Origin of the sequence: Comamonas badia DSM 17552 (assembly GCF_000484635.1) — a bacterium.
Classification (GTDB): domain Bacteria; phylum Pseudomonadota; class Gammaproteobacteria; order Burkholderiales; family Burkholderiaceae_C; genus Comamonas_C; species Comamonas_C badia.
In genome coordinates this window covers 282,539-295,538 of record NZ_AXVM01000003.1, presented here as the reverse complement: position 1 = coordinate 295,538, position 13,000 = coordinate 282,539, and the positions used below count along the sequence as shown (strand labels likewise).

At 67.8% G+C, this 13,000-nt stretch carries 11 protein-coding genes; all 11 read right to left on the bottom strand.

Annotated features, from left to right (window positions below; genetic code table 11):
* Positions 1 to 7: 7 nt before the first annotated feature.
* Positions 8 to 490 carry a MarR family winged helix-turn-helix transcriptional regulator gene (locus K320_RS0108305; protein ID WP_024538373.1) on the bottom strand — a complete coding sequence of 161 codons (483 nt, stop codon included), beginning with the start codon at positions 488 to 490 and terminating at the stop codon, positions 8 to 10.
* Positions 487 to 2,190 carry an acyl-CoA dehydrogenase family protein gene (locus tag K320_RS0108300; RefSeq protein WP_024538372.1) on the bottom strand — a complete coding sequence of 568 codons (1,704 nt, stop codon included), beginning with the start codon at positions 2,188 to 2,190 and terminating at the stop codon, positions 487 to 489. Before K320_RS0108300 ends, K320_RS0108305 begins: the two co-directional genes overlap by 4 nt.
* A gap of 61 nt (positions 2,191 to 2,251) precedes the next feature.
* Entirely contained in the window at positions 2,252 to 3,391 is a 1,140-nt protein-coding gene (locus K320_RS0108295) for an ABC transporter substrate-binding protein (RefSeq protein WP_024538371.1), read from the bottom strand.
* Positions 3,392 to 3,445: 54 nt separating this feature from the next.
* On the bottom strand, positions 3,446 to 3,856 hold the full coding sequence (locus K320_RS0108290; RefSeq protein ID WP_024538370.1) for an acyl-CoA thioesterase: 411 nt from the start codon (positions 3,854 to 3,856) through the stop codon (positions 3,446 to 3,448).
* 111 nt (positions 3,857 to 3,967) lie between these two features.
* The gene (locus tag K320_RS0108285; protein WP_024538369.1) at positions 3,968 to 4,732 is read right to left on the bottom strand and encodes an SDR family NAD(P)-dependent oxidoreductase; all 765 of its coding nucleotides are present in this window, start codon (positions 4,730 to 4,732) and stop codon (positions 3,968 to 3,970) included.
* A gap of 71 nt (positions 4,733 to 4,803) precedes the next feature.
* Positions 4,804 to 6,051, bottom strand: coding sequence for a thiolase family protein (locus K320_RS0108280; protein WP_024538368.1), 1,248 nt, complete (start codon positions 6,049 to 6,051; stop codon positions 4,804 to 4,806).
* 86 nt (positions 6,052 to 6,137) lie between these two features.
* A complete protein-coding gene (locus K320_RS0108275; protein WP_024538367.1) occupies positions 6,138 to 8,015 on the bottom strand; it encodes a feruloyl-CoA synthase in 1,878 nt (625 codons plus the stop codon).
* A 43-nt stretch (positions 8,016 to 8,058) separates the two neighbouring features.
* The gene (locus tag K320_RS0108270; protein ID WP_024538366.1) at positions 8,059 to 8,862 is read right to left on the bottom strand and encodes a crotonase/enoyl-CoA hydratase family protein; all 804 of its coding nucleotides are present in this window, start codon (positions 8,860 to 8,862) and stop codon (positions 8,059 to 8,061) included.
* 130 nt (positions 8,863 to 8,992) lie between these two features.
* Positions 8,993 to 9,733, bottom strand: a complete 741-nt coding sequence (locus K320_RS0108265; RefSeq protein ID WP_024538365.1) for a 5'-methylthioadenosine/adenosylhomocysteine nucleosidase — start codon at positions 9,731 to 9,733, stop codon at positions 8,993 to 8,995.
* A gap of 20 nt (positions 9,734 to 9,753) precedes the next feature.
* Positions 9,754 to 11,433 carry a long-chain-fatty-acid--CoA ligase gene (locus tag K320_RS0108260; protein ID WP_024538364.1) on the bottom strand — a complete coding sequence of 560 codons (1,680 nt, stop codon included), beginning with the start codon at positions 11,431 to 11,433 and terminating at the stop codon, positions 9,754 to 9,756.
* A 146-nt stretch (positions 11,434 to 11,579) separates the two neighbouring features.
* Positions 11,580 to 12,995: a Re/Si-specific NAD(P)(+) transhydrogenase subunit beta gene (gene pntB, locus K320_RS0108255; RefSeq protein ID WP_024538363.1), complete on the bottom strand. Its 1,416-nt coding sequence runs from the start codon at positions 12,993 to 12,995 to the stop codon at positions 11,580 to 11,582.
* Between the last annotated feature and the right edge of the window lie 5 nt (positions 12,996 to 13,000).

Sequence of the window (13,000 nt, the reverse complement as noted above, 5' to 3'; positions counted from 1 at the left end):
CCGGGCGTCAGTTGGCGGCGTAGACCTTCAGCAGCAGCCGCATCAGCGTCTGCCGCTCGCTGGCCGTGAGGGCGGAGGCGATCCGGGCTTCCTGTTCGCTCACCAGCGGCTCCACCTCCTGCATCAGCGCGCATCCGGCCTCCGTCAGGTGCAGGCCCAGCGCCCGCCCGTCCTGCGGGTGCGGGTGGCGCAGCAGCAGGCCGCGCTTTTCCAGCGCCGAGATCTTGCCCACCAGATTGGGCGGCAGCAGGTTGAGCGCGTCGCAGAGCTGGCGCGAGGTCACGCCCGGGTTGTGGTGCACGATCGAAAGAATGGAGAAATCGACGATGCGCAGCTTGTACGGCGCCATGCACGCGAGGAAGGCGGCTATGGCCTTGAGCGCCGCCATGCGGGCGTTGAAGCCCAGCAGGGTTTGCAGAAAGCGGGCGTCCACCGTATCGACGGTGGCGCAGGGGTCAACGGTGGCAAGGGAATTGGAAGAAGCGGTCACGGCGCGGTGGCAGGCAATCGGTTTCTGATGATCGCACAGCGCATGGGCAGTTCGGGCGCTATCCAGCGCTGCAGCGCCTGCAGCGGTGCCTGCCAGCGATTGGGTTCATCGCAGGAGGTACCCGCCGCCTCTTCGATGCGCGTGCCGGCCCAGCACAGCAAGGCCACGGCCGCGGCGCGCAGGTAGTCGTCCGCCACCTCATAGGGCAGCGCCGCGTCCGCGCGGCAGGCCGCCACCAGTTCAGCCGTCAGTGCCAGCAGCGCCTGCAGATGGGTGCGTGCCAGTGTTGCCAGGGCGGTTTCGCCCAGTGGCTGGGCCAGGCTCTGCAGCAGCGCGCACCAGCCCTCGCCGCCGTCGGCCAGCACCTTGCGCGCCAGCAGATCGATTGCCTGGATTTCGTTGGTGCCTTCGTAGATCATCGCCACCCGGGCATCGCGCACGTGCTGCTCTATGCCCGATTCGCGCACGTAGCCGTGGCCGCCGAACACCTGCAGGCAGTCGCTGCCGCCATGAAACGCCTGGTGCGTGAAGGCCGCCTTCATCACCGGCGTGGTGAGCGCGCACCAGCGCTCGGCCTGCGCGCGCCGCGCGGCATCCGGGTGGTGGCGCGCGATATCCAGTTCCAGCGCCGTCTGGTAGGCCAGCACGCGCCCGGCATCGATCCAGGCGCGCTGGGTGTCGAGGATGCGGCGCATCGCCGGGTGTTCGATCAGCAGGCTGGTTGAGGTGCTGCCCGGGGCGCGCATCTGGCGCCGCTCGCGCGCGTAGGCGTCGGCCTTCTGCCAGGCGGCATCGAGCAGACCCAGGCCCTGCAGCGCCACATGCAGGCGCGCCGCGTTCATCATCACGAACATCGCCGCCAGACCGCGGCCCGGCGCGCCGACGATCCAGCCGCGCGCGGCGTCCAAGCGCATCGCGCAGGTGGGGCTGCCATGCAGGCCCATCTTCTCTTCGATGCCCTCGCATCTGACGGCGCTGCGCGTGCCATCGGCGTAGAACTTGGGCACGAGAAACAGCGACAAGCCCTTGGGCCCGGCGGGCGCGCCGGGCTCGCGCGCCAGTACCAGGTGCACGATGTTGTCGGTGAGGTCGTGTTCGCCGCCGCTGATGAAAATCTTGCTGCCGCTGATCAGGTGGCTGCCATCGGCCTGCGGCAGCGCGCGGGTGCTCACCAGCCCCAGATCGCTGCCGGCCTGCGGCTCGGTCAGGCACATGGTGGCCAGCCATTCGCCGGTGGCGATTTTTTCCAGGTACTGCGCCTTCAGTGGCTCGCTGCCGTGGTGGCGCAGGCACTCATAGGCGCCGTGCAGCAGGCCCGGCGCCATGGTCCAGCCATGGTTGGCGCCGCTGAGCATCTCGTAGAGCTGCGCCTCCAGCACGGCAGGCAGCCCCTGGCCGCCATGCGCCGGATCGCTTGCGAGCGCCGGCCAGCCGCCCTGCCAGAACTGGCGGTAGGCGTCGGCAAAGCCCGGCGGCATGGTGACCACGCCGGCGTGCCAGCGCGCGCCCACCTCGTCGCCCACGCGGTTCAGCGGTGCAATCACCTCTGCCACGAACTTGCCGGCTTCCTCCAGCACCTGCGCGGCCAGCGCTGCATCGGTGTCGGCAAACGGCGGCAGCGCCCGCCACTGGGCGCTGGCGTGCAGCACCTGTTCCAGCAGGAAAACGCGGTCGCCGGTGCTGGGATCGTAGTCGGCCATCATCTATCCAAAAAAATAGCGTCTAGCGCCGCAGTTACGGCGCCAAACGCTGATTTGCCTATCAGTTTTCGACCTTGAACTTGCCGTCCACCACCTTCATCATCACGCCGGTGTCCTTGGTGTAGCCCCAGTGGTCCTGGGCGGTCCAGTCCAGCACGCCGTGGGCCAGCACGGTGCGGCCCAGGTGCTCGAAGGCGTCGCGCAGCGCGGCGCGGAATTCGGGCGTGCCGGGCTTGGCCACCTTGAGCGCCATGGGCACGGCCTTTTCCATCACGATCATGGAATCGTAGGCGTGGCCGGCAAACTGGTTGCGCGAACCGGGGCCGTAGGCCTTTTCGTACTGCGTCACGAATTTGATCGCCTCGGCCTTGGAGGGGTGGGCATCGGGCAGCTGCTCGGCCAGCACCGCCGGGCCGGAGACCACATAGGTGCCCTCCACCGCCTTGCCGCCCACGCGCATCAGGTCGCTGGTGGCCGCGGCGTGCGTCTGGTAGACGATGCCCTTGTAGCCGCGCTCGCGCAGCGCCACTTCAGGCATGGCCGCGCCGCTGCCGGAGGCAACGACGAGGATGGCCTGCGGGTTGGCGGACACCAGCTTGAGCGCCTGTCCCGTCACGCTGGTATCGGCGCGCGCGAAGCGCTCCACCGGGCCGAACTGGATGCCGGCGGCCTCGGCCTGCGGCTTGAAGTCCACCAGCCAGGTCTCGCCATAGGCATCGCTGTAGCCGAGGAAGCCGACGGATTTCACGCCCTGCTTCTTCATGTGCTCGATGATGGCGTGGCCCATCACCGCGTTGGACTGCGGCAGGCGGAACAGCCAGTGGTCCTTGCCGGCCGGCGTGGCCACCGGCGACCAGGAGATCTGCGGCGTCCTGGATTCATCCGCCACCTGCGAAATGGCAGCGGCCACCGGCGTGGCGACCGAGCCCATGATGACGTCCACCTTGTCCTGCGTGACGAATTTCTGCGCGATCTTCACGCCGTTGGTCGGGTCGGACGCGTCGTCCAGCAGGATCACGTTGAGCTTCTCGCCCGCGATCTCCTTGGGCCAGAGCTTGACCTCGTTGCCCACGGGAATGCCCAGGCCGGAGGCCGGGCCGGTGAGTGGCGCGACCACGCCTATGGTGATGTCGGCCAGCGCCGCGCCGCTGGCGGCGAGGGTGGCGGCGGCCACGAGGGCCTTGAGATGCAAGCGCTTCATGGTGTCTCCTGGAGTGCGCGTTGAAAAAAGGGGAAAGAGAGGCGAGCGCCTGTGTCAGGCGCAGCGCTCCTTGATGAAATCGGGCACGGGGATCGCCTGCAGGCGTCCGCCTTCCGGATGAATGCAGAAGGCGCGGGTCTCTCGGCCCTCGCACAGCAGCACGTCAGCGTTCATCACGGCATGCTTCTGCACAAAGGTCTTGGCGTTCCAGGTCTCGATGCTGGTGTGTACCTGCAGCACATCACCATAGGTGGCGGGCCGCATGAACTTGGTGTGGATTTCCAGCAGCGGCGTACCGATGATGCCGTGCGATTCCTTCAATTCGCGCCAGGGCGGCACGCCGCACTGGCGGAAGAAATCCAGCGACGAGGCGTCCATCCATTTGCTGAAATTGGGGAAAAAGACGATGCCGGCCGGGTCGCAGTCGCCGAACATCACTTTCACTTCGTAGGTGGTTGTTTTCATGAGAGGTTGGGCGTGAGGCGTGAGGCGTGAGGCGTGAGGCGTGAGGCGTGAGGCGTTAGGCGTGAGGCGTTAGGCGTTAGGCGTTAGGCGGATTTCACGCCAAACCTCCCCTCATCGAGGTGCCATGCGCAGTGCGCCGTCCAGGCGGATCACCTCGCCATTGAGATGGCCGTTGGTGACGATGTGGCAGGCAAGGTCGGCGAATTCCTCGGGCTTGCCCAGGCGCGAGGGGAAGGGAATGCTGGCCGCCAGCGATTGTTGCACCGGCTCGGGCAGCGTCTTCATCAGCGGCGTGGCGAACAGGCCGGGCGCGATGGTGCAGACGCGGATGCCATGCTGCGCCAGATCGCGCGCCATCGGCAGCGTCATGCCGACCACGCCGCCCTTGCTGGCGCTGTAGGCCTGCTGGCCGACCTGGCCGTCGAACGCCGCCACGCTGGCGGTGAACACCATGGCGCCGCGCTCGCCGTCTTCCATCGGTTCCAGCTTGGCACAGGCGGCGGCGAACAGGCGCGCGGCGTTGTAGGTGCCGACGAGGTTGACGTTGACCACCTTGATGAAGTCTTCGAGCGGCGCCGGATTGCCATCCTTGCCGACGATGCGCTTGGCCGTGCCGATGCCGGCGATCTGCATCAGGATGCGTGCCGGGCCGTGCGCGGCTGCCGCCTGCGCGATCGCGGCCTGCATGCCGTCACCGCTGGTCACGTCCACCGGGATCGCCAGGCCGCCGATCTCCTTTGCGACGCGCTCGGCGTGCTCGCGGTTCATGTCCAGCACCGTCACCTTGGCGCCCAAGCGCGCCAGTGCGCGCGCCGTGGCCTCGCCCAGGCCGGAACCGCCGCCGGTGACGAGTGCCGCCTGTCCCTGGATCTGCATGGCTGTTACTCCTTGGTTGATAGCTGCCAGCACTTGCTACATAAGCGCTGGAGGCCAATTTGGCTTGAAACTCAGACCGCCGGGTTTTCCAGCAGCAGCGCCATGCCCTGACCGCCGCCGACGCAGGCCGAACTGATCCCCCACTTGACCCCCGCGCGGCGCATCTCGCGCGCCACGGTGAGGGTCAGGCGCACGCCGGTAGCCGCCAGCGGGTGGCCCAGCGCGATGGCGCCGCCGTTGACGTTGAGCTTGGCCAAGTCGAGCCCCAGCTCCTTGGCCACGGCCAGCGTCTGCGCGCCCTGCGCCTCGTTGATCTCGATGCGGCCGATGTCGTCGAGCTTCAGGCCGGTGCGCTCCAGCAGCAGGCGGATGGCGGGGGCCGGGCCGATGCCCATGATCTCGGGCGGCACGCCCACGGCCGCGGCGCCGACGATGCGCGCCAGCGGCTGCTTGCCGTTGGCCTTGGCATACGCGCCGCTGGCCACCACGGCGGCCGCCGCCGCATCGACCAGCGCCGACGAGTTGCCGCCGGTCTGCACGCCGCCCTCGAACACCGGCCGCAGCTTGGCCAGCACCTCGATGGGCGAGGGGCGCGGGTGCGTGTCCTGCGCGACTTCGGTGGTCTTGCCTTGCAGCTTGATGCCGCGCGGCTTGTAGCCTTCCAGCTCGAACTTTTCGGTCACCACCGGCACGATCTCGCCGGCCAGAAAGCCGCTTTGCTGCGCCGCCACGGCGCGCGCGAAAGACTCGCTGGCGAACGCATCGACCTGCTCGCGCGTGATGCCGTACTTCTTGGCCAGGTTCTCGGCCGTCTGGATCATGTTGATGCCGGGCGCCGGATCCTTCAGTGCCTCCCACATGTAGTCCTTGAAGCCCACCGGCGCGCCCAGCTTGAAGCCGGTGCGGTGCTCGAACGCGGCAATCGGGTTGCGCGTCATGCTCTCGGTGCCCACCACCAGCGCCGCTTCGCAGGCGCCGCCCTGCACGTGCTCGCCGGCCTGGCGAAACAGCTCGAAGCCGGTGCCGCAGATGCGCTGCGCCATGATGGCCGGCACCTCCACCGGCACGCCGGCGTACAGGCCGATGTGGCGCGGCAGAAAGAACTGGTCGAAGTCGCCCGGCGCCATGTTGCCGGTGACGACCGAGCCGATGTCGCCGGCGGCGACGCCCGCGCGTTTCAGCGCCTCGCGCGCCGCCTTGATGCCCAGGTCGGTCGGGCTGATGTGGCCCAGCGCGCCGCAGTAATCAACCATGGGCGTGCGCACGCCGTCCAGCATCCAGACGTCTTTGAAGGCCGTAAAAAATCCGCGTTGTTTCATGGTGGTTCCTGTGTGTGTGAATGACGAAATGGCCTCGGTGCGCTTCGATGACGGCGCCGCGCGCCATGACGGGACCCGTCATTTCGTCATGGCTGCGCCCCCGGCTTGATGACCAGCACCTCCGGCGCCTCGTCGTACAGCGCCTGCACCAGCGCCTCGCGCACCTTGAGCACGGCGCGCTGGTTGATCGAACCCTTGTCGGTCACCTCGCCCTTGTCGATCGACGGCGGCTCGGCCAGCAAGGTCAGGCGCGCGATGCGGCTGGCGCTGCCGGTGGCGCTGCGCGCCAGTTCGCCCGCCACGCCGGTGAAATGGGCGACCACCGCCGGGTGGCGCAGCACGTCGGCGAGCGGCGCGTCGGCCGCCACGCCGGCCAGGCTGCGCACCGCCGCCGTGGTGAAGACCAGCGCGCCGACTTCCTTGCGGTTCAGGCCGGTGACGACCACGTCCTGGATGTAGGGCGCGCCCGCGGCGATGGCCCGGGCGCGCAGCGGACCGACGCTCACGAAGGTGCCGGTGGAAAGCTTGAAATCCTCGGCGATGCGGCCGTCGAAACGCAGGCCCTGGTGCGTGTCTTCGGGCTTGATCCATTGCACCGCGTCGCCGGTGCGGAAGAACCCTTCCTCGTCGAACGATTCGGCCGTGGCATCGGGCGTGCGCCAGTAGCCGGGCGTGATGTTGGGGCCGCGGTAGCGCAGCTCGATCTTGCCGTCCACCGGTGCCAGCTTGCATTCCATGCCCGGGGTGGGCACGCCCAGTTCGCCGGCGCGGATGTCGGGGCCGGTCGGGAACAGGCCATAGGGCGAGGATTCGGTCATGCCGAAGCCGCAGGTCATCACGATGCGCTCGCCGAGTTCGGCCTCCTCGCTTTCGCTCAGCGCATCCCAGACGGACTGCGGCAGCGAGGCGCCGGCGTAGAAGAACATCTTGACGCGCGAGAGCAGGTTGCGGCGCAGCTGCGCATCCTGCTTCATGGCCTGCGCGATCGCCTCGAAGCCGGTGGGCACGTTGAAGTACAGCGTCGGCGCGATCTCGCGCAGGTTGCGCAGCGTCTCGCCCACGAGCGCGGGCATCGGCCGGCCGTCGTCGATGTAGAGCGTGCCGCCGTTGGACAGCACCAGGCCGAAGTTGTGGTTGCCGCCAAAGGTGTGGTTCCACGGCAGCCAGTCCACCAGTACCGGCTTTTCCTGCTCCAGCGTGGGCATGGACTGGCGCATCTGCTGCTGGTTGGCGCACAGCATGCGGTGGGTGTTGATGACCGCCTTCGGGTTCTTGGTCGAGCCGCTGGTGAAGAGAAACTTGGCGATGGTGTCGGGCCCGGTCGCGGCCTGCGCGGCATCGACCGCGGCGCTCGCCTCGGTCGCCAGCAGCGCCTCCAGCGGCGTGATCGCCCGGCCGGCGAGCGCCGGCGCGTCAAGCCCGCGCGAAAGCACCAGTTCCGCGTCGGGCGGTGCGGTGGCGGCGATCGCCGCGCCATAGCGCGCGCCGTCATCGGCCCAGATCAGGCCGGGGGTGAGCAGCCCCATGATGTGGCGCAGCTTGCCGAAATCCTTGCTGACGATCGAGTACGGCGGCGAGATCGGCGCCCAGGGCACGCCGATCCACAGGCAGGCAAGCGCCAGCAACGCGTGCTCCAGGCTGTTTTCGCTCAGGATCATCACCGGCCGTTCGGCCGACAGGCCGCGCGCGAGCAGCGCCTGGCCGATGCGCCGCGCGGCATCCAGCGCCTGCGCGTAGGTCACGTGGCGCCAGTCGCCCAGGCTGCCATCGGCCAGCCGCTCGCGCTGCGCCAGGAAGAGGGTGTCCGGCGTGGTGCGCGCCCAGTGCGCCAGCCGGTCGGACATGCGCGCGTCAAACGCCGCCAGCGGCTGCTCGGCCGCCAGGTACTGCACGCCGCCAGCGCCGTCGCGCGTCGCCACGCGCGTGACGCCATAGGTGAAGGGGCGGAATTTCGGGGTGCTCATGCGGTTTTCCTTCGATGCTGCGCGCGTTCCTGCCATGCGCCGTTCAGGCCTTCTTGACCTTGGTGCCTTCCTTGCCGGCAAGGAAGTCGCGCACGCGCTGCTTGGCGTCGGGTGCGGATTGCGCAATCGCCGCCATCAGCGCCTCGGTCAGGTAGCCGTGGTCGGCCGGCTGCTCGGCGATGCGCGGCAGCGCGTGCATCAGCGCGTAGTTGGTCAGCGGCGCGTTGGTGGCGATGCGCTCGGCCAGCTCCATCGCCCTGGCGAAGGCCTGGCCCTGGGGCACCAGGTACTGGGCAAAGCCCAGGCGCTCGCCGGCCTCGGCGTCGTAGACGCGGCCGGTGAGCATCATGTCCAGCATGCGGTGCGCGCCAATCAGCTTGGGAATGCGCACCGAGCCGCCGCCGCCGACGAAGATGCCGCGCGAGCCCTCGGGCAGCGCATAGAAGGTGCTGGCATCGGCCACGCGCACGTGCGCTGCGGCCGCGAGTTCGAGCCCGCCGCCGACCACCGCGCCGTGCAGCGCGGCGACGACTGGCACCGGACCGTGCTCGATGGCGTCCAGCGCCACATGCCAGCCGCGCGAATGGTGCAGGCCCTGGCCGGCGTCGCGCTCCTTGAGTTCCGACAGATCCAGCCCAGCGCTGAAATGCTCGCCCGCGCCGCACAGCACCGCCGCGCGCACGCTGGCGGGCAGATTCTGGAAGGCATCGCGCAGCGCGGCGATCAGGCCGTCGGAGAGCGCATTGCGCTTGGTCACGCGCGTCAGGCGTACGACGGCGATCTGGTGGTCCGCGCCGGTGATTTCCACCGACAGATCTTCCGAACGGGGCGATGCTGGTGTGTTCATGCCTTTAATTATTTATAAAAAATAACTAAATACAAGTAGGAAAACCGGAATTTTCACTAGGGAAAACCCTTGGCCGGGAATGAAATCCGGGGACTGGCGCGCCGTGCTGGCGCGGGTGTGGCCCAGGCGCTCAGAGGGCGGCTGAGCGCATCAGGGCGGTGATGATCCGCTCGGAATAGCCGCTGGCGACCTCGCGCAGGAAGCGGCTGAAATCGACATGCGCGCTGTCGTCGGCGCGGTCGGAAATCGTGCGCACGATGGCGCAGGCCACGCCGTGGTCGTGGCAGGCCTGTGCGACGGCCGCGCCCTCCATTTCCACCGCCAGCGCATCGTGGCCCGCAGCCCGCAGGCTGCTGCGCAGCCGCGTGCATTCAGCGGCCGTGCTGATGAAACGGTCGCCGCTCACGATCAGGCCCTGGTGGATGGCGGTATTTGAAGAAAAAGCAGTCGCGGCACTTGTCACACCTGTGCCGGCAGCTTCCAAAAGCAGAGTGCTCAACGCGGGATCACAGGGCAGCAGCGTGCGTCCCTGGCCGGGCAGTTCCCAGCGCGGGAAGATCGGCGAAGCATCCATGTCGTGCTGCAGCGTGTTGCTTGCAACCACGACATCGCCCACCTGCACGCCATCGCCCAGGCCGCCCGCGACGCCGGTGAAGACGATCCGACGCGCGCCCAGGCGCTCGATGAGCAGCGTGGCGGTGATCGCCGCCGCCACCTTGCCTATGCCCGAGAGCGCCAGCACCACGGGCTTGCCGTGCAGCAGACCCGTGTGGAAGGCGCGTCCGGCATGGGCCAGGGTGCGCCGCCCCTGCAGCGCCTCGACCAGGCGGCCCTGCTCCTCGGGCAGCGCGCTCAGGATGGCGGTGGTCACCCAGGCGTTCTCTGCGCGGCTCAGGTCTGGTCGCGCAGCATGCGCCGCAGGATCTTGCCCACGGGGGTCTTGGGCAGCTCGGTGCGGAATTCGATCACCTTGGGACGCTTGTAGCCGGTGAGGTTGTCGTGGCAGAACTGGCGCACCTGCTCCTCGGTCAGGCTCTCGTCCTTCTTGACGATGATCAGCTTGACGGCCTCGCCGGTCTTCTCGTCCGGCACGCCGACGACGGCGCACTCCATCACGCCCGGCATCTGCGCCACCACGTCCTCGACCTCGTTGGGGTAGACGTTGAAGCCGCTCACCAGCACCATGTCCTTCTTGCGATCGACGATCTTGAAGTAGCCGCGCTCGTCCATGGTGCCGATGTCGCCGGTCTTGAAATAGCCGTCGGGCGTCATGACCTTGGCCGTCTCGTCCGGGCGCTGCCAGTAGCCGGCCATGACCTGCGGGCCCTTGATGCCGATCTCGCCCGGCTGGCCGCTGGTGGAAATGTCCTTGCCGTCATCGTCCAGGATGCGCAGCCAGGTGCTGGGAATCGGCACGCCGATGGTGCCGGAAAACTCCTGCGACGTGACCGGGTTGCAGCTCGCCGACGGGCTGGTTTCCGACAGGCCGTAGCCCTCGCAGATCGGGCAGCCGGTCTTCTCCAGCCAGAGCTTGGCCACCGCGCTCTGCACCGCCATGCCGCCGCCCACCGAGACCTTGAGGTGGCTCCAGTCCACGGTGGCGAAATCCGGGTGGTTGGCCAGCCCGTTGAACAGCGTGTTCACCGCCGGGAAACTGTGGAAGCGGTGCTTGGAGAGTTCCTTGAGCGTGGCCGCCAGATCGCGCGGATTGGGGATCAGCACCGTCTTGCCGCCGGTGCGCATGGACAGCATCATGTTCACCGTGAAGGCGAAGATGTGATACAGCGGCAGCGCGCAGATGCTGGTGGGCTGCTCGCCCGCCGGCACCTTGGCCATCACCGGCGAATTCCAGGCCTCGGACTGCAGCACGTTGGCGATGATGTTGCGGTGCAGCAGCACCGCGCCCTTGGATACGCCCGTGGTGCCGCCGGTGTATTGCAGCAGCGCGATGTCGTCGGGCTGGATGGCCGGGGCGGTGAATTTGGCGCCGCCACCCTTGGCCAGCGCATCGTTGAAGCGCACCGCGCCGGGCAGCTCGAACGCCGGCACCATCTTCTTGACCTTGCGCACCACGTGGTTGACGATCGCGCCCTTGATCAGGCCGAGCCGGTCGCCCATCGCGCACAGCACGATGTGCTTGACCGGCGTGGCGGCGATGCAGGCCTGCAGCGTGGCGGCGAAGTTCTCGATGATGATGATGGCCTGCGCCCCTGAATCCTTGAGCTGGTGCTCCAGCTCGCGCGGGGTGTAGAGCGGGTTGACGTTGACCACCACGAAGCCCGCGCGCAGCACCGCCGCCACCGCCACCGGGTACTGCGGGATGTTGGGCATCATCAGGGCCACGCGCGCGCCACGCTCCAGGCCCAGGCTCTGCAGGTAGGCCGCGAGCTGGCGGCTTTGCGCATCGGTCTGCGCAAACGTCGTGTCCTTGCCCATGAAGCTGTAGGCCGTGCGATTGGCGAAATCGCGGAAGGCCTGCTCCATCAGCTGCACCAGCGACTGGTATTGCGAGGCGTCGATATCGGCGGGCACGCCTTGCGGGTAGGCGGCAAGCCAGGGGCGGTCGGTCATCGTCAAGTCTCCTGTTGCGGGGTTGATGTCGTCTGACCTTGCCTGCGGCCAGTACCGCAAAAAGGCACGGTCGTGCTTTTTTACCCATTATGCCTTGCCGCCCGGGCGGGCGAATGCGGGTTTCCTTTCCCCGCGGAGGGCCAATGTCAGCCCTTGAGCGCCACCAGCACCTCGTCCAGCATCTTCTTGGCATCGCCGAACAGCATGCGGTTGTTGTCCTTGTAGAACAGCGGGTTGTCCACGCCCGCATAGCCCGAGGCCATCGAGCGCTTCATCACGATGCTGGTCCTGGCCTTCCAGACCTCCAGCACCGGCATGCCGGCGATGGGGCTTGCCGGGTCTTCGGCGGCGCTGGGGTTCACGATGTCGTTGGCGCCGATCACCATCGCCACGTCGGTATCGGGGAAGTCCTCGTTGATCTCGTCCATCTCCATCACGATGTCGTAGGGCACCTTGGCCTCGGCCAGCAGCACGTTCATGTGGCCGGGCATGCGGCCCGCCACCGGGTGGATCGCGAAGCGGACTTGAACGCCCTTCTCGCGCAGGGTCTGCGTGATTTCATACACCGTGTGCTGCGCCTGGGCCACCGCCATGCCGTAGCCGGGCACGATCACCACGCTCTTGGATTCGCGCAGCAGCTCGGCGGTTTCCACCGCGCTGATCGGCGTCACCTCGCCCTGGGGCTCGGCCGGATCGCCCTTCTTGGCGGTCGATGCGCCGCCGCCCGAGCCGAAGCCGCCGGCGATCACGCTGACGAAATTGCGATTCATCGCGTTGCACATGATGTAGGAGAGGATGGCGCCGGAGGAACCCACCAGCGCACCGGTGACGATCAGCAGGTCGTTGCTGAGCATGAAGCCCGTGGCCGCCGCCGCCCAGCCCGAATAGCTGTTGAGCATGGAGATGACGACGGGCATATCCGCGCCGCCGATGGCCATGATCATGTGTACGCCCAGCGCCAGCGCCAGCACCGTCATGATGAGCAGCGGCGCCATGCCGGCCTGCGCGTCGGGCGCGGCCAGGAACTGCTTGCCGAACCAGAGAATCACCAGCAGCACGACGAGGTTGAGCCAATGGCGCCCGGGCAGCAGCACCGGCTTGCCGCCGATCTTGCCCGAGAGCTTGCCGAACGCAATGATGGAGCCCGAGAAGGTGTAGGCGCCAATCAGGATGCCGATGTAGATCTCCACCTCGTGGATGATTTTCTCGGCGCCCTGGAACTGGATGGAGGTATCCACATAGCTGGCAAAACCCACGATGCACGCGGCCAGGCCCACCAGGCTGTGCATCAGCGCGATCAGCTCGGGCATCTGCGTCATCTTCACGATGCGCGCGGCCCACAGGCCTATGCCCCCGCCAATCACCAGCGCGGCAATGATCCAGGCAATGCCCGAGGCATGCACGCGCGGCCCGAAGATGGTGGCCAGCACGGCGATCGCCATGCCCACCATGCCCAGCAGGTTGCCGCGGCGCGAGGTTTCGGGGTTGGAGAGCCCTCCCAGGCTCAGGATGAAGAGGATGGCGGCACCCAGGTAGGCCACCGTCACAAGGCTTGCAGACATGGTTG